Source organism: Candidatus Pseudothioglobus sp. Uisw_050_01, assembly GCF_048085775.1.
Classification (GTDB): Bacteria; Pseudomonadota; Gammaproteobacteria; order PS1; family Pseudothioglobaceae; genus Pseudothioglobus.
Genome location: NZ_CP159804.1, coordinates 1,680,072 through 1,701,453, shown reverse-complemented (window position 1 = coordinate 1,701,453; position 21,382 = coordinate 1,680,072). Strand labels below are relative to the sequence as shown.

22 protein-coding genes are annotated in these 21,382 nt (G+C 38.9%); 20 read left to right on the top strand and 2 right to left on the bottom strand.

Annotated features, from left to right (window positions below; genetic code table 11):
- Positions 1-3: 3 nt before the first annotated feature.
- The 5 genes from ABXT51_RS08605 (at position 4) to ABXT51_RS08585 (ending at position 4,453) form a co-directional block, all read left to right on the top strand.
- Positions 4-627: a phosphoribosylanthranilate isomerase gene (locus tag ABXT51_RS08605; protein ID WP_416695397.1), complete on the top strand. Its 624-nt coding sequence runs from the start codon at positions 4-6 to the stop codon at positions 625-627.
- Entirely contained in the window at positions 624-1,826 is a 1,203-nt protein-coding gene (gene trpB / locus ABXT51_RS08600; protein WP_416686925.1) for a tryptophan synthase subunit beta, read from the top strand. Before ABXT51_RS08605 ends, trpB begins: the two co-directional genes overlap by 4 nt.
- Positions 1,827-1,905: 79 nt before the next feature.
- Complete coding sequence (locus ABXT51_RS08595; RefSeq protein WP_416695395.1) at positions 1,906-3,204, top strand: MFS transporter; 1,299 nt, start codon at positions 1,906-1,908, stop codon at positions 3,202-3,204.
- 2 nt (positions 3,205-3,206) lie between these two features.
- Complete coding sequence (locus ABXT51_RS08590; protein WP_416695393.1) at positions 3,207-3,794, top strand: 1-acyl-sn-glycerol-3-phosphate acyltransferase; 588 nt, start codon at positions 3,207-3,209, stop codon at positions 3,792-3,794.
- Between the two features lie 47 nt (positions 3,795-3,841).
- Complete coding sequence (locus tag ABXT51_RS08585) at positions 3,842-4,453, top strand: short chain dehydrogenase (protein ID WP_416695391.1); 612 nt, start codon at positions 3,842-3,844, stop codon at positions 4,451-4,453.
- A 19-nt stretch (positions 4,454-4,472) separates the two neighbouring features.
- Here ABXT51_RS08585 and ABXT51_RS08580 read toward each other — a convergent pair whose 3' ends face one another.
- Positions 4,473-5,951, bottom strand: coding sequence for a carnitine 3-dehydrogenase (locus ABXT51_RS08580; protein ID WP_416695389.1), 1,479 nt, complete (start codon positions 5,949-5,951; stop codon positions 4,473-4,475).
- Between the two features lie 2 nt (positions 5,952-5,953).
- On the bottom strand, positions 5,954-6,865 hold the full coding sequence (locus ABXT51_RS08575) for a 3-keto-5-aminohexanoate cleavage protein (protein ID WP_416695387.1): 912 nt from the start codon (positions 6,863-6,865) through the stop codon (positions 5,954-5,956).
- A 188-nt stretch (positions 6,866-7,053) separates the two neighbouring features.
- Here ABXT51_RS08575 and ABXT51_RS08570 point away from each other — a divergent pair, with 188 nt between their 5' ends.
- The 15 genes from ABXT51_RS08570 to ABXT51_RS08500 all read left to right on the top strand — a co-directional run bounded on the left by ABXT51_RS08570 (position 7,054) and on the right by ABXT51_RS08500 (position 21,381).
- Positions 7,054-8,106: an ABC transporter ATP-binding protein gene (locus tag ABXT51_RS08570; protein ID WP_416695385.1), complete on the top strand. Its 1,053-nt coding sequence runs from the start codon at positions 7,054-7,056 to the stop codon at positions 8,104-8,106.
- A 19-nt stretch (positions 8,107-8,125) separates the two neighbouring features.
- Complete coding sequence (locus ABXT51_RS08565; protein WP_416695383.1) at positions 8,126-8,611, top strand: ester cyclase; 486 nt, start codon at positions 8,126-8,128, stop codon at positions 8,609-8,611.
- Positions 8,612-8,622: 11 nt separating this feature from the next.
- The gene (hisD, locus tag ABXT51_RS08560; RefSeq protein ID WP_416695381.1) at positions 8,623-9,933 is read left to right on the top strand and encodes a histidinol dehydrogenase; all 1,311 of its coding nucleotides are present in this window, start codon (positions 8,623-8,625) and stop codon (positions 9,931-9,933) included.
- Positions 9,934-9,983: 50 nt separating this feature from the next.
- On the top strand, positions 9,984-10,988 hold the full coding sequence (locus ABXT51_RS08555) for an ester cyclase (RefSeq protein WP_416695379.1): 1,005 nt from the start codon (positions 9,984-9,986) through the stop codon (positions 10,986-10,988).
- 2 nt (positions 10,989-10,990) lie between these two features.
- Positions 10,991-11,755: an SDR family NAD(P)-dependent oxidoreductase gene (locus ABXT51_RS08550; RefSeq protein ID WP_271556908.1), complete on the top strand. Its 765-nt coding sequence runs from the start codon at positions 10,991-10,993 to the stop codon at positions 11,753-11,755.
- Positions 11,755-12,777 (top strand): LacI family DNA-binding transcriptional regulator, encoded by a 1,023-nt coding sequence (locus ABXT51_RS08545; RefSeq protein WP_416695377.1) that lies wholly within the window; start codon positions 11,755-11,757, stop codon positions 12,775-12,777. The genes ABXT51_RS08550 and ABXT51_RS08545 overlap by 1 nt, the downstream gene beginning before the upstream one ends.
- A gap of 3 nt (positions 12,778-12,780) precedes the next feature.
- Positions 12,781-13,749: a nuclear transport factor 2 family protein gene (locus tag ABXT51_RS08540; RefSeq protein ID WP_416695375.1), complete on the top strand. Its 969-nt coding sequence runs from the start codon at positions 12,781-12,783 to the stop codon at positions 13,747-13,749.
- A gap of 2 nt (positions 13,750-13,751) precedes the next feature.
- Positions 13,752-14,717, top strand: a complete 966-nt coding sequence (locus ABXT51_RS08535) for a cupin domain-containing protein (RefSeq protein ID WP_416696316.1) — start codon at positions 13,752-13,754, stop codon at positions 14,715-14,717.
- A 17-nt stretch (positions 14,718-14,734) separates the two neighbouring features.
- Positions 14,735-15,397 carry an HAD-IA family hydrolase gene (locus ABXT51_RS08530; protein WP_416695373.1) on the top strand — a complete coding sequence of 221 codons (663 nt, stop codon included), beginning with the start codon at positions 14,735-14,737 and terminating at the stop codon, positions 15,395-15,397.
- A 38-nt stretch (positions 15,398-15,435) separates the two neighbouring features.
- Positions 15,436-16,569: a cobalamin-independent methionine synthase II family protein gene (locus ABXT51_RS08525; protein ID WP_416695371.1), complete on the top strand. Its 1,134-nt coding sequence runs from the start codon at positions 15,436-15,438 to the stop codon at positions 16,567-16,569.
- Positions 16,566-17,258: an alpha/beta fold hydrolase gene (locus ABXT51_RS08520; protein WP_416695369.1), complete on the top strand. Its 693-nt coding sequence runs from the start codon at positions 16,566-16,568 to the stop codon at positions 17,256-17,258. Before ABXT51_RS08525 ends, ABXT51_RS08520 begins: the two co-directional genes overlap by 4 nt.
- The gene (locus tag ABXT51_RS08515) at positions 17,243-17,950 is read left to right on the top strand and encodes an RraA family protein (RefSeq protein ID WP_416695367.1); all 708 of its coding nucleotides are present in this window, start codon (positions 17,243-17,245) and stop codon (positions 17,948-17,950) included. Before ABXT51_RS08520 ends, ABXT51_RS08515 begins: the two co-directional genes overlap by 16 nt.
- 193 nt (positions 17,951-18,143) lie before the next feature.
- On the top strand, positions 18,144-19,373 hold the full coding sequence (locus ABXT51_RS08510; protein WP_416695365.1) for an ABC transporter substrate-binding protein: 1,230 nt from the start codon (positions 18,144-18,146) through the stop codon (positions 19,371-19,373).
- Between the two features lie 99 nt (positions 19,374-19,472).
- Positions 19,473-20,498, top strand: coding sequence for a carbohydrate ABC transporter permease (locus ABXT51_RS08505; protein WP_416695363.1), 1,026 nt, complete (start codon positions 19,473-19,475; stop codon positions 20,496-20,498).
- Position 20,499: 1 nt separating this feature from the next.
- On the top strand, positions 20,500-21,381 hold the full coding sequence (locus ABXT51_RS08500) for a carbohydrate ABC transporter permease (RefSeq protein WP_416695361.1): 882 nt from the start codon (positions 20,500-20,502) through the stop codon (positions 21,379-21,381).
- Position 21,382 lies beyond the last annotated feature (1 nt).

Sequence of the window (21,382 nt, the reverse complement as noted above, 5' to 3'; positions counted from 1 at the left end):
CTAATGGTAATTCAGATGACCAAAGTTAAGATTTGTGGGTTCACTAATGCTGAAAATGCAAGAGACGCGGCTATAGCTGGTGTTGATGCAATTGGTTTGGTCTTTTATAATAAGTCACCACGTAATGTTGATATTCAAAGAGCACGAGAAATAGTCTCAGCTCTGCCACCATTTGTAAATCGAGTGGGACTTTTTGTTAATGCAAATCCAAGCTTCATTGATGAAGTTTTATGTGAGGTCCCTCTGGACACTTTACAATTTCATGGAGACGAGGTAGTGGGAGATTGTACTCAATATCAAATGCCTTTTATAAAGTCCTTGAGAGTAACACCCAAGACCAATGTAGTTCAATTAGCTGATAATTTTTCAGAAGCAAGCGCACTTCTTCTCGATTCACATAACCCTAATAGTTATGGAGGTACTGGAGAGGTTTTTGACTGGATGCTGGCGCGAGTCAATATAGATTTACCAATTATTCTTGCTGGTGGTCTTAATTCAGAAAATGTCTCAGATGCAATTAGTCAAGTAAATCCATATGCAGTTGATGCCTCAAGTGGAGTGGAAAGTGCACCAGGGGTTAAAGATATTGATAAAATATTAGCTTTTATCCGAAGTGTTCATTCATGAGTTATAACCTACCAGATGATAAAGGTCATTTTGATCAATATGGAGGAGTCTTTGTAGCAGAGACCCTAATGACTGCTGTCACTGAGCTAAAAGATGCTTATGATAAATATAAAGACGATCCTGACTTTTTAAAAGAGTTTGAGGATGATCTAAAGCATTATGTGGGACGTGAAACTCCACTTTATCATGCAAAAAACCTATCCAAGAAGCTTGGTGGTGCTCAAATTTATTTGAAACGCGAAGACTTAAATCACACTGGTGCTCATAAGATCAACAATACTATAGGGCAAGCTTTACTTGCTCAGAGAATGGGCAAAACAAGAATTATTGCTGAAACAGGAGCTGGACAGCATGGCGTTGCATCGGCAACTATTGCTGCAAGACTTGGCCTTGAATGTGTTGTGTATATGGGCGAAGTTGATGTTGTTAGGCAGGCGCAGAATGTTTACCGTATGAAGTTACTTGGGGCAACAGTTGTGCCAGTTTCTTCAGGCTCTAAAACACTGAAAGACGCCCTGAATGAAGCAATGCGTGATTGGGTAACTAATATTGATAATACTTATTATATTATTGGAACAGTCGCTGGCCCTCATCCCTACCCTATGATGGTGAGAGACTTTCAAAGTGTTATTGGTAAAGAGGCGAAAGAGCAATTTAATGAGCAAGTGGGTGGTTTACCAGATGCAATAATTGCATGTGTTGGAGGAGGCTCAAATGCAATTGGGCTTTTTTATCCATTTATTGAAGATACATCAGTAAAAATTATTGGTGTTGAGGCGGGCGGACGTGGAATTGACTTAGGTCCAGATGCTCATGCAGCTCCGCTTACTGCTGGAAGTGTCGGTGTGCTGCATGGTAATAGAACATATTTGATGGAAAATGAAGATGGCCAAATTATAGAGGGTCACTCCATTTCAGCTGGACTTGATTATCCTGGTGTTGGACCAGAGCATGCCTATCTGAAAGATATTGGAAGAGCAGAGTATGTTGCAATAACAGACAAAGAAGCTTTAGAAGCCTTCCATCTTCTTACAGAGGTTGAAGGTATTATTCCAGCGCTTGAGCCATCTCATGCAATAGCGTATGCGGTTAAACTTGCCAAACAATGGTCTAGTGATAAAACTATTATTATTAACCTCTCAGGTAGAGGTGATAAAGACATGCAGACTATTGCTGAGGTTGAGGGGCGTGAGCTCTAAGAGCGAGTTAAGGTATTAAGCCCTAATCCTATAAAAATCTCTTATACTATTGATTATATAAATTATAGTTTGGTAGGTCATGCAAGAAAATCAACAGATTGATAAAGGGCGTTCAGTCATATTTTCCGTTTACCTAGTTGCAGTTTTTCTCAATGCATTTGTCGACCTAGGCCATAAGATCATAATTCAAAATACAATCTTTATGATATATGGTGAGCAGCAGCAAATTATTTTAACTGCTGTTGTAAATGCAATGATTTTAGTACCATTTATCATGTTATTTACATTATCAGGCTACCTTTCTGATAAATTTGCAAAGACAAGTATCATGCGCTATAGCGCATTTTCTGCTGTCTTAATTACCTTAGCAATTACCTATTGTTATTACAACGGTTTATACCAAGTTGCATTTGGCTTTACCTTGCTCCTTGCGACTCAGAGTGCAATATATTCTCCTGCGAAAATGGGTTACATTAAAGAGTGCCTTAGCAAGGCAGGCCTTAGTAGGGGTAATGCCTTTCACTCTTCAGTGGTATTAATAGCAATTTTGATGGGTACGGTTTTTTTCTCATACTTATTCGAAGCTTATCTGGGAACAATGCAAGCAACTACCCCTGAAGAAATATTAATGAAAATAGCGCCAGTAGGCTGGGTTCTTGTTGGGCTTTCATTGGTTGAGTTTTTAGCAACACTTGGAACACGCCTCTATCCAACAAAGTTAAGCCAGGCTAAATTTTCTATAAAGAAATTTGTTTCTTTTCATTACTTATTGACTAACTTTAAAGCCATGAGGAGTAATGAAATTGTTTGGTATTCTATTTTAGGGACAGCAATCTTTTGGGGCATGTCACAAAACTTAGTGGCAGTTATACCAGCTCATGCAAAAGCTAATTTTGGCGTCGAAAGTCCTCTTGTTGTGAATGCGATGTTAGCCTCTTCTGTATTTGGAATTATGATTGGTGCTTTTTTATCTGGCAGAAAAAGTCTCAATTTCATACGTATTAATAATATCTATACCGGCTCCATAATGATTACAGTTTGTTCAATTCTAATCCCTGTAATTTCAAGCCTAAGTTTTATTCCAGATTCTACTGCCTTAATTTTAGTAACTGCCGTCATTCTTATGTTTGGTGTTGGCGCAGGAATGATGATTATCCCCCTCAATGCACTGATGCAAGCGAACTCTCCTGAAGACGGTCTTGGAAGCATGCTAGCAGGTAAAAACTGGCTTCAAAATATTGCTATGATTACCCTTTTGATTTTTACAATGATTCTTGCAAACCTTAATTTTGGAAGTGAGTTTATACTTTACTTTAACGCATTTATTGCGGTAGCAGGGTTTAGTGTTGTTCTTAAAAAACTGAAAATTATTCTTTAGTCATGAGGCAAATTGTAGGCCTCTTATTGTTTGGGTGGCGATATCGACTAAAGGTAACTGGTTTAGATAATTTACCTAAAACTGGACCTGTTCTTCTTTTAGGTAACCACATTAGTTGGATAGATTTTGCTTTAATTCAGTGGGCAACTCCAAGGACGATTCGATTTGTTGTTCATGATGATTACTATCGTAAGCCAATATTTAATTGGATTCTAAGGGGTGTTGGTGCGGTATCAATAAGGCCTGAAAATAGTCGTAATGCAATGCAAAATATTATCAACTTGCTAAATGATGATTGCGTTGTTGGAATATTTCCAGAAGGTCATATTTCCACCACAGGGGAATTGAGTGACTTGAAAAGGGGCTTCGAAAAAATATTAGCTGAATGCAAAGATAATGTAGTTGTCGTTCCTTTTGCAATAAATGATATGTGGGGTAGTTTCTTTTCAAAAGCTCCAAAATTAATTAAAAATAAAAATAAAAAGAAATTTAACCTACGAAGGAGTGTCAATGTCAATATTGGAAAGCCCCTCACTTCTGAAACAAACAGAAATGCAGTAAAGTCATCTATTGGCAAGTTGCTTTTTTAATGATAAGATTCTATTTATTTTTTCAACTAAATATTAGAAGGCTTTAAATGAAAAAAATTATAGTAGTTGGCGCAACTGGAAAACTTGGTAGAGTAGTAGTTGAAGGTTTACAGAAAGACTATGAAGTTATAAGAGCTGGAAGGTCTGGACCAGATTTAAAGATCGACGCTTTTGATTTTGAAAGTGTTAGTGATGTTTTAGCTTCTGTTGGTCCATTTGACGGGTTGGTATCTTGTATCGGAGGTACTCCTTTTAAGACTTTTGAAGAGCTTACAATGGATGACTTTGCAGCTGGCCTTTCTACCAAATGCTTTAGTCAATTAAATTTAGCAAAAGCAGCCATACCTTTTCTCAGTGAAAATGGATCCATCACCCTGACTAGCGGAATTATTGGTGATGAGCCAATTATTGCCGGTTCATGCGCCGCTGCAGCTAATGGCGCCCTTAATATGTGCGTTTCAACATTGGCAGCCGAGTATGCTGGAAAATTAAGAATAAATGTAGTCTCACCATCTATTATTGAAAACTCAGTTGACCACTATGGAATGCTTTTTGATGGCTTTGAGCCAACTTCGAATGAAAGCATTATTCATGCGTATCGCCGAACTATCTCAGCACCAATTACTGGCCGAGTAATGAGCTTAACCAGATCGCTTTAGGTTCACCTGAAAAGTAGTATTAAAATTTATCTCCAACTGCGCGGTTTATGCCTTCTGGTTTTGGTAGTTTTTTGTGTGCTTCATAAACTAATCCCATTCGCTTCAAGACCAAATCATTTGGCATGCTTGCACCCCGTGTTTTAAGATCGACATGAATGAGCATATGCTCAGCAGTTGCTAATAGTTTGCCGTCCTCATGATTGAGCCAATGAAATAAGTGAAGTTTTTTATTTTCTCCAAAGATTACCTGGGTTTTGGCTTTTATACCTTCTCCAATTTGAACCTCATCCAAGTGGCGAATATGAGTTTCAACTGTAAAATAAGATCCTATGTTTAAAATGTATTCTTCGCCTACGCCGATAATAGACATCATTTCTGTGGTTGCTTCTGAAAAGCATTCAAGATAACGCGCTTCTGTCATATGACCATTATAGTCAGCCCACTCTTTTGGTACTTTGGTGATATAGGTAAGTATGGGGTTTGATAAATTTAGCTCTGAAAATTCTAGTTTATTAATTGACCCTGACAAGCTTGCGTCAAATTCTTTGAGAGAGTTTCCAGCACCCCACTGATTGTCTTTTAAAACTTTTAAGAAATCGACCAAGTTATCATCACGTTTTTCCATTAGCTCGTCAATACTAAATTGCCCCGATTGTTGGTCAGACTGACTGGATACCTTTTCTATTAATTCATCTGTAAATTCAGGAACATCCATTAGGTGCGTCCAGGGCCATTCAAGGCAAGGCCCAAACTGTGATATGAAGTGACGCATGCCAGCTTCACCACCTGCCAATCTATAGGTTTCAAATAGTCCCATTTGTGCCCATCGAAGGCCAAAGCCATAGCGAATTGCATCATCAATTTCTTCAGTTGTTGCTATGTCATCATTTACTAGCCATAAGGCTTCTCGCCATACTGACTCAAGAAGTCTATCTGCAATAAAAGCAGGAATTTCTTTTTTGATATGAAGTGGGAACATACCAATATTGGTAAATTTTTTACTAGTTTCCTCGATGACATTTTTGGATGTTTTAGAACCGCCAACAATTTCAACTAATGGCAAAAGATAGACTGGGTTAAATGGATGGGCAACTAGAAGCCTTTCAGGGTGTTTCATTTTTGCTTGTAAATCTGAAGGAAGAATGCCAGAAGTTGACGATGCTATGACTAGATTTTTGTCTGCGCTTGACTCAATTTCCTCATAGGCCGACTGCTTAATTGAAAGCCTTTCTGGAACAGCTTCAATAATTAACTCACAAGATTTTGCAACTTCTGAAATTGAGGCAGAAAATAATAGCTTGCCCTTTTTAGGTAGATTGGAGGTGAGCAATTTGTTATATGCTCGCTCGGCATTATCAATAACTTTATTGACATATTTTGGTGCTTCTTTGGAGGGGTCATAGACAAAAACATCAATCCCGTTGAGTAATAATCTAGCTACCCATCCACTTCCAATAACGCCTGCACCAATAACTCCTGCCGCCTTGATACTTTTCATATCTAGCCCCAGCGTTTTTCGAGTTTCATATTATCTCGGACTTGATCTGGCCCTATAATAGTGCAGCCCATCCCCTCTGCCGTCTGAACAGCCTTCTTTACAAGGTCTGCATTGGTAGCAAAAACGCCACGTTTTAGATAAAGATTGTCTTCAAGTCCAACACGAATATTGCCCCCTGCTAGGATGGCCATAGCCACATAAGGCAACTGATTTCTACCAATTGAGAAGGCAGAAAATGTCCAATCTTTTGGAATATTTGATGTCATTGCAAGGAAGGTGTTTAAGTCATCAGGAGCGCCCCATGGAATACCCATACATAACTGAATCATAACAGGATTATCAATTAAGCCCTGCTCCTTTAGCCATATGGCAAGCTGTAAATGACCAGTATCAAAGACTTCTATTTCAGGCCTAACCCCAAGTTCTTGAACTTGTCTTGCCATTTCCTTAAGGACTGCTGGAGTATTGGTCATGACATAACCGCCTTCGCCAAAATTCATTGTTCCACAATCAATAGTGCAGATCTCAGGAAGTATTTGTCTAACATGGTCAAGCCTTTCAGTTGCGCCTACCATATCAGTGCCTTCATTACTTAATGGCAAAGGTTTTTCAGCAGAGCCAAATACTAAATCTCCACCCATTCCTGCTGTTAGATTGAGCACCATATCAACCTTTGACTCACGAATAATGCTTACAACTTCAGCATAGAGCTTTGGGTCTCGAGCGGGAACTCCTGTTTTTGGGTTGCGAACATGAATGTGAACAATGGCTGCGCCAGCTTGAGCTGCCTCGATACATGAATCAGCTATTTGTTGAGGCGTAATAGGAACTTTATCAGATTTTCCCGTAGTATCTCCGGACCCTGTAACGGCGCAAGTAATAAAAACTTCTCGAGATGGTTGAAGGTTAGTCATATGATTTCTCCAAATTTATGTTTGTTATATTAATCTATATACTACTGAAATCGATTTCTAATAGTAGAAATTTAAATACGATTTCAACATCACTATCAAAAAAAAATAGCATGTGATATAATATTTTGCAATCGTATGCATTACGACCTTTCTATGCAATTTTCTTAAAACAGTATACATAAAAAAATATGGCTAAAATTGAACTAAAAAACATTACAAAGCGTTGGGGTGATTTCGTTGGTGTAGATAACTTTAACCTTACTATTCCTGACGAAGAGTTTTTGGTATTACTTGGGCCATCAGGCTGTGGAAAAACTACCACAATGCGAATGATTGCCGGACTTGAAACTGTCACTAGTGGAGAGGTACTGATTAATGGTGAGATTGTAAACAATCTAGAGCCAAAGGATCGTGATGTTGCAATGGTCTTTCAGTCATATGCCCTCTATCCAAATATGACAGTATATGAAAACATTCGCTTCCCATTAAAAGTAAGAAATATTGACAAAGAGCTTCATAAAGAAAAAGTTATGAGGGCTTCTGCAATGGTTGAGCTTGATGATTTCTTACATCGAAAACCATCAGAGCTTTCTGGTGGTCAAAGACAAAGAGTAGCTTTGGCAAGAGCAATTGTTAGAGAGCCAACAGTATTCTTAATGGATGAACCACTTTCAAACCTTGATGCTAAATTACGCGTCTCTACCCGAGCGCAAATTAAAAACCTCCAACACAAGTTACGCGTTACCACAATCTATGTAACGCATGATCAGGTTGAGGCAATGACGCTTGCAGATCGTGTTGTTGTTATGAACAATGGACTCGTCCAACAGGTTGGAACGCCTCAAGAAATATACAATACCCCTGCCAACAGTTTTGTTGCAAGCTTTATTGGTTCGCCTGCCATGAACTTGATGAAAGGAACAATAATAGATGGAGTCTTCTCTGGCGATAATGTAAAAATTGAAGGTCTGAATAAAAAGCATTCTGGTGATATAACCCTTGGATTTAGAGCGGAAGACGCATTTATTGTGAAAAGTAAAGGAGCGATTAAAGCAGCAGCATTTTCAATGGAGTTATTGGGAGACATGACAATGGTTTCAGTTAAGGCTGGTGGTGATTTAATTTCCATAAAGTCTGATAAAAATTATTATGCCAAGATTGGTTCAACAATTATGGCAAATGTGCCAGCAAATTTATGTCTACTTTTCAGTTCTAAAACTGGAAAACTGCTTAAAAATTAAAAAATTGGAGATTTAAAAAATGGACCATAATGAACAATCCAAAATGACACTTGCTGTTGTTAAGGCTATGGAAGTGGCCTTAAGTACTAATTCTAATAATATGGAAAAGCATTTTCATAAAGATTTTCGTTGGATGGGCAATAATGGATGTGGTACCAAGAAAAGTCTTGAAGAGTTTCGTAATAATTGGCAGCTACCTCTGAGAGCTGCTTTTTCAGACCGAATTTATAATACTGATAAATTTTTAGTAGACGGCGAGTGGGCGTCCTGTTTTGGGCATATTGATGCTATTCATAGTGGAGAATTCATGGGTATAGCGCCAACTAATAAGCGCGTAAAAATTCACTATACAGATTTTTGGGAAGTTAAGGATGGGCTCATAATAGACAACTGGGTAACTGTTGACTTTCCAAGTATTTTGTCACAACTTGATGTGGATGTTTTTAATGGTCAAGGCTGGGAGGCTTATGATCGAGGCGAGATTGCTCCTGCAAAGCCAAACTAATTGGAGATATTATGGCGATAACATATTTAAAAAAAGGTAAGACAGATGCTGCTAAGGCTATCGATGATGCTGAGGTTAGTGAGATTGTAAAAAATACTTTAAGATCCATTGAGGATAGAGGCGATGAGGCAGTTAGAGAGTTTGCAGAAAAATTTGATAACTATACTCCAAAATCCTTCAAATTAACTCAGACAGAGATTGACAATTTAATAAAACAAGTTTCGACCCAGGATCTTGAGGACATTAAGTTTGCTCAAGAACAAGTTAGAAACTTTGCGCAAGCGCAGAGAAATTCTATGAAAGATATAGAGGTAGAGACTATGCCTGGTGTTATATTAGGACATAAAAACATCCCAGTTCAATCGGTTGGGTGTTATATCCCAGCAGGTAAGTTCCCAATGGTTGCGTCAGCGCACATGTCTGTTGTAACTGCTAGTGTTGCAAAAGTTCCAAGAATTATTGCTTGCACGCCTCCCTATAAAGGCTCTCCAAATCCTGCCGTTATCGCTGCAATGCATCTTGGCGGTGCTCATGATATATATGTCATAGGAGGCATTCAGGCTGTTGGGGCAATGGCTCTTGGTACTGAAACAATAGACCCAGTTGATATGCTTGTTGGCCCTGGAAATGCATTTGTTGCTGAAGCTAAAAGGCAATTATTTGGAAAGGTTGGAATTGACTTGTTTGCTGGACCAACAGAGACTATGGTGATAGCTGATGAAACGGTAGATGCTGAATTATGTGCAACAGATTTGTTAGGCCAGGCTGAGCATGGATATAATTCACCAGCTGTCCTGGTAACTAATAATAAAAATCTGGCAGAAGAAACAATCTCTGAGATAGATAGAATTTTAAAGATTCTTCCAACAGCAGAAACTGCTTCCGTGAGCTGGGAAGAGTATGGTGAAATAATTCTTTGTGATAGCTATGATGAGATGTTAGATGTTGCTAATGAAATTGCATCTGAGCATGTTCAGGTAATGACAGATCGCGATGATTGGTTTTTAGAAAATATGCATTCCTACGGAGCGCTATTTTTAGGACCAAGAACAAATGTTTCTAATGGTGACAAAGTAATTGGAACCAATCATACTTTACCAACAAAAAAAGCTGGACGTTATACTGGTGGTCTTTGGGTTGGTAAGTATCTTAAAACGCATAGCTACCAAAAAATTACAACGGATGAGGCAGCTGTTAAGATTGGCAGATACTGCTCAAGACTATGTATGCTTGAGTCATTTGTTGGTCATGCAGAGCAAGCTAATATTCGAGTAAGGCGATATGGTGGAGAGGATGTTCCTTATGGCAAGGCGGCGCAGTAGTGCATAGAATTAATTATCTTAAGGAGCTAATAAAGCCCTTAAGATTGAGTATGTATAGTTTTACCGAAGATGAGGTTCGAAAAAATCTTAATTCCTTGTTTTATGAGGAAGCTACTATTCATCTTTCTCATCCTTTTGGAGATATTTCAGGACCAACTAATTTTTATAACCAGGCGCTTAAACCCTTGTTTGAATCAATGCCAGATCTAGAAAGACGTGATTATATTGTTATCGGCGGAAAAACAGAAAAGGATTTAGAGTGGATAGGATGTGCTGGTTTTTATAATGGTACATTCTTGAAACCTTTTTTAGATATTCCGCCAATAGGCCATATAGCCCACATGCGATTTCATGAATTTTATTGCTTTCGGGATGACAAAATAATAGAAGTTCAGGCTTTATGGGACATCCCAGAACTAATGATACAGTCAGGCTCTTGGCCAATGGCCCCATCACTTGGAAGAGAATGGTGTGTGCCAGGTCCCGCAACGATGGATGGAATTTCAGATAAGCCTTATGATCTAGAAAAAAGTAACACTTCAATGGAGCATATTTTAGGAATGGCTGATGCTATGAAAAAACACCCTTCTGAGGGCGGCCCTGAGATTATGAAAATGGATTACTATTGGCATCCAAAAATGAATTGGTATGGACCATCTGCTATAGGAAGTGGAAGAGGAGTTGAAGGTTTTAGAAATTGGCATCAAATTCCATTTTTGAATGCTATGCCTGATAGAGGAAAGGATACAATTTATAGTAAGAGAGATGGCTGGGGAGATAAAGTAGGCTACCACTTTTTTGGAGATGGAGATTATGTAGCCGTAACTGGCTGGCCAAATATGAAACAAACTCTTACCCATGATGGTTGGATGGGTATAGCTCCAACTAACAAAGAAGTTTTTCTTCGCTCTCTTGATTTCTGGAGGCTCGAAGAAGGAAAAATAAGAGAAAACTGGGTGATGCTTGATATCCTTGATATTTATGATCAAATGGGTGTCGACGTACTCGGAAGATTAAGAGAGTTTAACAAAGCAAGAAATATAAAAGGATATTGAGTGTGAAGCTACCAACTACACCATCGTTTAGACTAGATGACAAGACTGCTTTAATTACAGGAGCCTCATCTGGTATTGGTCTTGGTTGTGCAGTAGCTTTAGCTGAAGCAGGCGCACACGTTGTTGTATCAGCTCGACGTATTGATAAACTTCATTCTGTTGTTGATGCAATGAAAGCGAAAGGGTTAAGTGCTGAAGCAATGGTGATGGATGTTGCTGATACAAATGCAATTAAAGAAACTATTGATAATAAAGGGCCATTCGATATTTTAGTTAATAGTGCTGGTTTAGGCAGGCATGCACCTTCTAAAGATACATCATTAGAGGATTTTGATGCGGTAATGAATGTTAATCTTCGCGGCGCATACTTTGTAACTCAAGCAGTAGCAAATGGATTAATAAAAGCAAAAAAACCTGGCTCATTAATCAACATTTCTTCTCAGATGGGTCATGTAGGTGGGATTGATAGAGCAGTTTATTCAGCATCAAAGCATGCGGTAGAGGGATTTACAAAAGCTATGGCCATTGAGTGGGGCTCCCATCAAATTAGAGTTAATACAATCTGTCCAACATTTATACGTACACCGCTTACTCAATCAACTTTTGATAATCCTGATCGTAAAGAGTGGATTGAAAGTAAGATTAAAATTGGCCGAATTGGAGAGGTTGAAGATATCATGGGAGCTGTAGTATTTTTAGCTTCCGCTGGCTCATCAATGGTCACTGGCTCTGCACTTATGGTTGATGGAGGCTGGACTGCTGACTAATGCTAAATAAAAAAGTCACGTCATTAGAAGTAGCAAAATTAGCTGGCGTTAGCCAGTCTGCAGTATCTCGCGTATTTACACCTGGAGCTTCATCCTCTAAAAAAACTAATGAGCTAGTTCGAAAGGCTGCTTTGAAACTTGGATATAGACCTAATATAGTAGCGCGATCACTAATTACTGGAAAGACAAAGATTATAGGCCTTGTTGTTGCCTACTTAGATAATTACTTTTATCCTGAAGCGTTAGAGCTTCTATCAGGGGCCCTTCAAAAGAATGGTTATCACGTATTGATCTTTATGGCCACAAATACTTCAGGAAATATTGATAACGTAGTAGAAGAGATTTTAGACTATCAGGTGGATGGAATCATTGCAGCATCTGTTGGAATGTCTACTAACTTAGCATCAAGATGTTCTGATGCTGGCATCCCAGTTGTTTTATTTAATCGTACTCAGGATGACGAAAGACTGTCAGCAGTTACCTCTGATAATGAACTTGGGGGGCAAAAAATTGCACAATTTCTCTGTGATAATGGCCATACAAGAATCGGTTATATAGCAGGCTGGGAAGGCGCATCTACTCAAAGAGATCGAGAGAAAGGATTTACTGACGTACTTAAAAAGAATGGACAGGGTCTTTTTGCTCGAGAAGTTGGTAACTTCAATTTAGACGAGGCTCGTCAAGCAGCACGATCAATGTTCACAGCAAGTGAAATACCGGATGCAGTTTTTGTGGCAAATGACCATATGGCATTTGCAGTAATGGACGTAATGCGCTTTGAGCTTGGACTAAAAATACCTGACCAGGTTTCAGTTGTTGGTTTTGATGATGTCCCGGTTGCCAAATGGCTAGCTTATAGTCTAACAACTGTAAGGCAGCGTGCAAATCGTATGGTGGACGAAACAGTTGCTATATTAATTGACAGCATTGAAAATAACTCAACTAAGCCAAGACGTATAAAAATTGATGGTCCTCTAATACTGAGAGGATCTGCAAAAATTTTAGATAACTATGGAGTTTAATTTATGAAAGGTTTTGATTCAAAATATGCTAATTTTCCAGATTGGATAAATGGCATTACTCATGAAATTTGGGAAGATCGAGGAATTGATAAACTGCTTTATCTTTATTCGGATGATATTATATTAAGATCCCCCCACTCCCTGATAATTGGCAATAAGCCAGTTATAGAGGCGACCAAAGCAACCTTATCTGAATTTCCAGATCGTCAACTCTTAGGTGAAGATGTAATCTGGTCTGGTACTCCTGAGACAGGAATGTTGTCATCCCATAGAATTATATCAACGGCATCTCATATGGGCGACGGGCAGTTTGGTAAAGCAACGGGTACAAAAATTGTTTTTAGAACGATAGCAGATTGCCATGCTATTAATAATCAAGTTAATGATGAATGGCTAATTCGTGATGTAGGCGCTATGGCAAGACAGCTGGGCGTTCATCCAAAAGACTTTGCTAGAAAGCAGATAGATTCAGAGGGTGGTATGGATAAATGCCTACACCCTTTTAAAGATTCTATGGATCAACCTGGGCCATATCTAGGAAAGGGCAACACTAATGAGTGGGGCGAAAAGTATGTTGATATATTAAAACGGATTATGGACTCTGATCAATCAGTGATTAATGATGAGTATGACCGTGGTTGTGATTTGGAATATCCTGGTGGTGTTTCAGGCCATTCCTACTCGGATGCAGATGAGTTCTGGACGGGCCTTCGATCTTCAATGCCGAGTGCAAAATTTACTATCGAGCATCAAATTGGAAGAGAAGATCCATATATGTCTCCCCGCGCAGCTGTTCGATGGTCTCTTAAAGGTAAGCATGATGGTTGGGGAGTTTTTGGTGAACCTACAGGTGCTGATTTATATGTGATGGGAGTTTCTCATGCTGAATTTGGTCCATGGGGCTTAAGAAGAGAGTACACATTATTTGATGAGACTTCTATGTGGAAGCAAATAATCCTCAAGACTGGATGATAATGACTTTAGAAGAAATGGAAAAGTGTATTGTTCGATATGCTGATTTAAAGCCTTGCAAAACTGCATTTATTGACGCACATACGCCTGGATCAAATCAGAAAGATAACTTTACAATTATTGGTTCTGGGGTATCAGAGAGTCCTGATCAGTATGTTCATATTGATCAATCACCAGGCTTTAATATTGGTGCTGCGGGCCAACCTCCAGGCTGCACAAATTCATTACACTCGCATACAACTGCTGAAGTATTCTTCGTATTCAAGGGTCGATGGCGTTTTTTCTGGGGACGCTATGGTGATTCTGGAGAGGTAGTTGCAGAAGAAGGAGATATCGTTAATATTCCTACAGGTATGTTTCGCGCATTTGAAAATGTTGGTGAGGATTATGGAATGTTGATGGCAATACTTGGAGGCGATGATTCAGGGGGAGGCGTTATATGGGCACCTGAGGTTATTAATGATGCCAAAGACTTTGGCCTGATTTTGGGTGAAAATGGATTATTATATGACACTAAAAAAGGGGAGATTTTGCCAAAAAATGTCAACCCAATGCCATTATTAACTGAAACTAATCTTAGAAATTTTTCTGAAATTACAACTGAAGAGTTTATTAATAATTTTTTTGTCAGCTCATCAGAGTTAAAGCAAAAGTCACAGAATTTACCGCTAAATGTTATTGGGGTAGATGGGATTTTAAAAGATCGGCCTGGTTTTGAAGTTGACTACATCACATCCGACACTTTTACTGATGAGCAATACTCTTCAAGTCGATACGAGGTTAATATGATAATGAGTGGTGAATGGTCTCTAGAGTGGGATGACAATGTTGCAACTCTTTCTCCTGGGGACACATGTTTGATACGCCCTGAAATGTTGCATAAGATTGTCCCAAAAGATTTGAGAAGTGCAAGTCTTTTCAGGGTCACAAAGACTGATGATCAAGCAGGCCCAACATGGAAAAGCTAATTTTTAAGGACATGATAATGAATCACAAAGCAATTCTTTTTGGATCGATTGGGACACTTGTTGAAACCTCTGAGCTTCAACGTCGCTCATTCAACCAGGCATTTTCTGAGGCTGAACTTGACTGGAATTGGAGTCCTGATGAGTACCAGAAGCTATTGGCAAAGTCTGGAGGCTGTGAGAGGATCAAAAACTATGCGATTCAACGTGGTGTGGATATAGATGCAATGCATCTGCATAGACAAAAAACTAAAATCTTTGATAGTTTTATGGCCAAAGAATCCATCCTACTCCGCCCTGGTGTAGCAAGCCTTATTAGTCATTCACTGGATAGTAGTTTACTACTAGCATTCGTGACAAATACTTCAAAAGTCAATATTGATGCTGTCTTTTATGCATTAGGAGATCAGATAAAGCGCAATGATTTCAGTTTCATTGGTAACAATAAAATGGTATCTAATCCAAAGCCAAGTCCAGATATATACCTAAAAGCTCTCTCTGAACTGCATCTAGATGCAAAAGATTGCATTGCCATTGAGGACTCTGAAATTAGTATGCAGTCTGCTTTAGAAGCAGGTATCCAGTGTATTGGATTCCCGGGAGCGAATACACAAGGTAATGATTTTAGTGGTGCTGAGTTTGTAACGGATTATTTGGCTGCCAATGACCTAACAAAGCTATAAGGGAATGACCTTTTTTATATATTATTAAGGAGTAATGAATGAGTAGAATATTAACTAGTCACGTAGGCTCACTTCCAAGAACTCAAGAAGTTGTTGACTATATTTTTGCAAGAGAAAATAGTCAAAAATATAATGAGAAGAGTTTTGATGAGTGCATGGAAGAGAATGTTTTAAAGACTGTTGAGAAGCAAAAAAATGCAGGTATCGATATTGTTAGTGATGGGGAGACATCAAAAATATCATATGCAACCTATGTAAAAGACAGATATACAGGTTTCTCAGGTGACAGTGCTCGAAATGCGCCAGAAGACTTAAAGATGTTTCCAGGCTTTCTTAAAAGGCTATCCGATGATGGTGGAACTCCTCAATATTCAAGACCAATGTGCACAAGTGAAGTAAAGTCAAAAGGCCAAGGAGAGCTTCAAAAGGATATATCTAATTTGAAATCTGCAATGGCTAAAAATAGCATTAATAGAGGTTTTATGAATGCAGCTTCGCCTGGTGTTATTTCACTATTTTTACAAAATGACTACTATCCTTCAAGGGATTCTTATCTGGCCGCCTTGGCCGATGCTATGAGAGATGAGTATGAAACTATTGTGGGGTCAGGTTTAGACTTACAGTTAGATTGTCCTGATCTAGCACTTTCTAGGCATATGCTATTTAGTGACTTGTCTGACTCAGAGTTTATAAAGATTATTGAGTCACATGTTGAAGCTTTAAATCATGCGCTTAAGAATGTCCCAGAAGAGAAGGTTAGAATTCATATTTGTTGGGGGAATTATGAAGGTCCCCACTGTTGTGATATAGATATGAATAAGGTTTTTGGAACTCTTATGAAGGCAAAAGCTCGATATACTTTATTTGAAACTTCAAACCCACGCCATGCTCATGAATGGACAGTTTTTAGAGATCGTAAAAGCGAAATACCAGATACAAAAATACTTGTACCTGGTGTTGTTGATACAACCACTAACTTCATTGAGCATCCTGAGCTAGTGGCAGAGCGCATCGAAAAATTTGTTAATATAGTAGGGGGTGAAAGAGTAATTGCAGGATCAGACTGTGGTTTTGGAACATTTGCAGGGTTTGGAGCGGTCGATCCAGAAATTGCTTTTGCTAAATTAAAGTCTTTATCTGAGGGTGCTGCGCTTGTAAGTAATAGATTATGACACCCCTTGTAATGATTCCTGGAATGATGTGTGACGAGCGCATTTTTGCTCCACAAATAGAGGTTCTTCTCGCTGAGGTATCGGTGCATATTGCAGATATTTCTAAACATGATAATATTAGTGACTTGGCGGCCGATGTTTTAAGTCATGCGCCACCAAAATTCAGCCTTGCTGGCCACTCTATGGGTGGTATTGTAGCAATGGAAATTTGTTCACAGGCACCAGAAAGAGTTGAAAAATTGGTGTTAATTGATACCAATCCTAAATCTGAATTAGAGGAAGTGAAGGCTAAGCGTGAACCTCAAATAAGTGATGCTTTATCAGGAAAATTAATAAATGTTATTCGTGATGAGATGAAACCTAAATATTTAGCGGATAGCGATAATCCAGATATTATTTTAAATATCTGCATGGATATGGCCCTTTCTTTAGGTCCTAAAGTTTTTGTTAACCAGTCAAGAGCCCTCCAAGGAAGAATTGATCAAGAGGAGGCCCTTAACTTACTTAATATTCCCGTGTTGATAATGTGCGGCTTGGAAGATAAATTATGCCCTCTAGAGAAGCATGAATTGATGCATAATATAATTAGTAACTCAACTTTAGAGGTAATTGAAAATGCCGGTCATTTGCCAACATTAGAACAACCAGAGAAAACTACGGAGATATTAAAAACATGGCTTATGAACTAGATCAAGAATTACTTACCCTTCTTCAATCAGTAGATACACCTACTGTATGTAACGCAATTGAAGTAGCACAAGGAAAGAGGGGTTTTTCAGAGTTTACTCGTGGAACCATGATTTGCTCGGTACCCAAGGGTGGAGCAATGGTTGGTTTTGCCAAAACTGCAAAAATTGCTGCACTGAGTCCGCCAAAAGAAGATCAAGAGATAATTAAAGAGCGGAGGATGAATTATTACCGCTATATGTCAGAAGTTACTGGCCCTGCCGTTGCTGTAATTGAGGATGTTGATTATCCAAATTGTATTGGAGCTTATTGGGGTGAGGTTAATACGAAGGTTCACAAAGGGTTCGGCCTTTCTGGGGCACTGACTAACGGAGTTATGAGAGATCTTGGTGATCTTGCAGAAGATTTTCCAGTCGTTGCAGGCTCTATTGGTCCAAGTCATGGATTTGTTCACGTACGAGAAATTGATACAAAAATTAGTGTTCTTGGTATGAGTGTTTCGCCAAATGATTTAATTCATGCCGACCTTCACGGCGCAGTTGTAATCCCTAAAGAGGTTATTAATGGTTTAAAGGACGCTATCCATAAGTTATTTGCTTCAGAGCAGTTAATACTCGGTCCTGCTGAAAAGAAAGGTTTTAATTTTGATAGCTTTAAAAGTGCATGGGAAGATTTCGAAAAATCAAGAACATAAATTTTTTGAGTTTTTAGTAATGTTGTTATTGAGAAATTTTAGATAGTATGTCTCGGTCTAATATGGTGAATAAAAAGTTATGTAGAGATTAAGACTCTGTGATATAATCGTTTGCAATCGTATGCAATTTTTTTTTAATGTTTGCTACGATGTATTATTAATTTGTATTTAATTGAAAAAAAGGAGTGTTATTATGTTTTTAAGAAAAATCGCTACAGTTGTAGCGCTTACTACTCTAGCTTCAAGTGCATGGGCGGGTTGCGGCATCTCTGAAGGAAGAGTTAGTATTGTTGGTAATGAGTTTCCAGCGATCCAAACGATTGGTGCAGGTGCAATGGAATGTGCAGGTGGTGGTGTTACAGTTGAAACAAACCTAACTGCTGATCATCAAAAAATTAATCTTCCAGGTATGACTGGTAACCCAGCTGAATTTACATCAGCTATTGTTGCTAACTCATCAATTGTTGCTCTTATGAACAATGATGTGATTAGACCTTTGAATGATCTAGTTGCTAAGCATGGACAAGGTCTTCAGAAAAGTCAGTTAGTTACAATTGATGGAAATATTATGGGTATTGCCTTCATGGCGAACGCTCAACATCTAACTTATAGATCAGATATTTTGGACCAGTTAGGAATTGCGGTGCCTACTACTTATGAAGCAATGTTAGAAGCTGCTGCAAGAATTCGTTCTAGTGGTTTGATGAAGAACCCTATTGGCGGTGCTTATGCTTCAGGCTGGAACTTAGCTGAGGAATTTGTTAATATGTATATTGGTCATGGTGGCGAGTTCTTTGAGCCTGGTACAGCTAAGATTGCTGTTAACAATCAGCATGGTTACGATACACTTAACATGATGAAGCAGTTATCTCACTTTATGAACCCTGACTATTTAACTCATGATTCAAACGCAACAAGTGCCGAATGGAAAGCTGGTAACGTTGCTCTTATGAATATGTGGGGATCACGTATCGGAGCCCTTAAAGGTGATGAAGTAGATGCTGCTGTAGTAGCAGCTACAGCTACTGCTGGCCCTATGACAGTTGGTGGTGGTACAACTGCAGCTTCAACTCTATGGTGGGATGGATTTACTGTAGCTAAGAATATTTCAGATGCAGATGCAGAGGCTACTTTTATGGCTATGATGCATGCAATTCGTCCAGCTATGTTGAACGAAACGACTTCGCCACAAGCTGTTTGGTTAATTGATGGTTATGAACCTACTCCAGCTGCTGCAGGTGTATTTGCTGCTGCTGCAATGGGAACTAAGCCTTATCCAATGTTGCCATATGCAGGTCTAATGCATTCAGCTGCAGGTGCTGAATTAGTTGACTTCATGCAAGGCAAAGAAAATGCTGAGCAAGCTTTAATTGGTTTAGAAGCGGCATACACAACTGCTGCGACAGAAAAAGGCTATTTATAAGCTTTTGTAAGTTGTTTGTCTCCTAAGATTAGGGCGTGTGTTTCACATGCCCTTTTCTTTTTTTGTATAATTGAGTTTCTCTAATCTTGTTATTTCCATATGAAGCATAAGACTTTTTTCTGGTTCTTTTTACCTACAGCCCTAGCAATGTTTTTGTTCATTGCCTTGCCCCTAACTTCGATTGTAAGTCAGTCACTTCATACACCCCATGATCAGGTTCTGGTTGTTGTTGAATCGTGTGATCCGTTTGGTTGTAAATCTGAAACAACTATTGATCATGAGGCGAGTAAACAAATCAATGAAGAGGAGCCACAAGGTAAGTGGGTTGGGTTTCAAATCTATACTGACAGAAACCACCTAGCCTTTAAAGAGGTAGGTGAGCTTTGGGAGAGCAAGACAAACTTTAGTGATTTTGTATCCAGTCTAAATAACCTTCCATTTTATCGAGCAATGAGCTTTACTTTGACTTATACCTTTGTGGTTACCCCACTGGTTATATTATTTGGATTTATAATTGCAATAGCAGTAAACTCTCTGCATCGACACTTGAAAGGATTCATGGTGTTCTTTTCATTGCTGCCGATGATTGTAACCCCTTTGGTTGGCTCGTTGATCCTGTTTTGGATGATTGATTCACGAGGTATTATTGGTTCAGGTCTCCAAGAATTATTTGCAGATCCTACGTTGTCACTTAAGGCATCAACTGGCCTAACATGGATAACACTTATTGTATACGGTGTTTGGCACTCTGCCCCTTTTGCCTTCATTGTTTTTTACGCTGGACTCCAGACTGTTCCACAAGAAACTATAGAGGCAGCAATGATTGATGGGGCCTCACGCTTTCAGCAAACTATGCATGTCGTTGTGCCTCATCTATCTCCACTAGTAGCATTTGTGGCTTTAATTCAGCTGATGGATAATTTCCGAGTATTTGAGCCAATAGTTGGTTTTAGTGCTTCGGCACATGCGACCTCTCTTTCATGGATTATATGGAATGATATTGGCCAAGAAATCAGACTTATGTCATCCGCTGCCACAACATCAGTGTTGACAATTATTGGCGTCATCATACTTCTTATGCCAGTATTGATTAGAACATGGCGTGAATTTAACCCAGAGAAATAATATGACTTCAAATCAAATAAAAAGACCATTAGGACTCCAGATCTTAATATATGGCTTTGTATTGTTCTGGTTAATTTTGGCTGCCTTTCCATTTTTATGGACTATGTGGGGCTCATTCAAAGTAGAGCTGGATTTTTTCTCAAAAGGAGACTGGACTAATGTATTTTCTGGCGTGAGAACACAAGTAGTATATGGAAAATCTTTTACAGGCGCAGGTTATGAGGGTGCATGGATTCAAGAAGAGTTTTGGCGGGCTTTTTTAAATACAGCGATAGTTTGTGTTTCTACAGTACTCATATCATTAACTCTTGCAACTTTAGGTGGTTATGCGCTTTCAAGGTCTGGGTTTCGTTATTCATTTTGGCTGCTAATAATTGCACTTGTTTTTCGTGCGCTGCCTCCAATCACTCTTGTTTCTGGCTATTTACAGCCGTTCTATGATTGGAATGTTTGGGGAACATTGCCGACTACTATTATTGTTTTAGTAGCGATTAACCAGCCATTTACATTGTGGATGCTGCACTCATTTTTTCAAACAATACCCAAAGAGCTTGATGAGAGTGCAAAGGTTGATGGGTGTACTCAGTTCCAAGCATTTCGACATGTAATTATTCCAGTGATGTGGCCAGGAGTTATTACTGCTGGACTCTTCTCATTTCTTTTGGCATATAATGATTTTGCTGTTACAGCGTTACTGCTATCCCAGGAAAACCAAACTATGGTCCCTAAAATAGCCAGCTTTATGGGCACCACTCAAACAGAAGGTAATATTATGTTTGCAGTAGCAGCAGTTGTATCCGCAATAATTCCATTATTTATTCTGGTTATGTTTTTTCAAAGGCAGCTAGTTAGTGGGTTAACAGCTGGCGCAGTTAAGGGTTAGT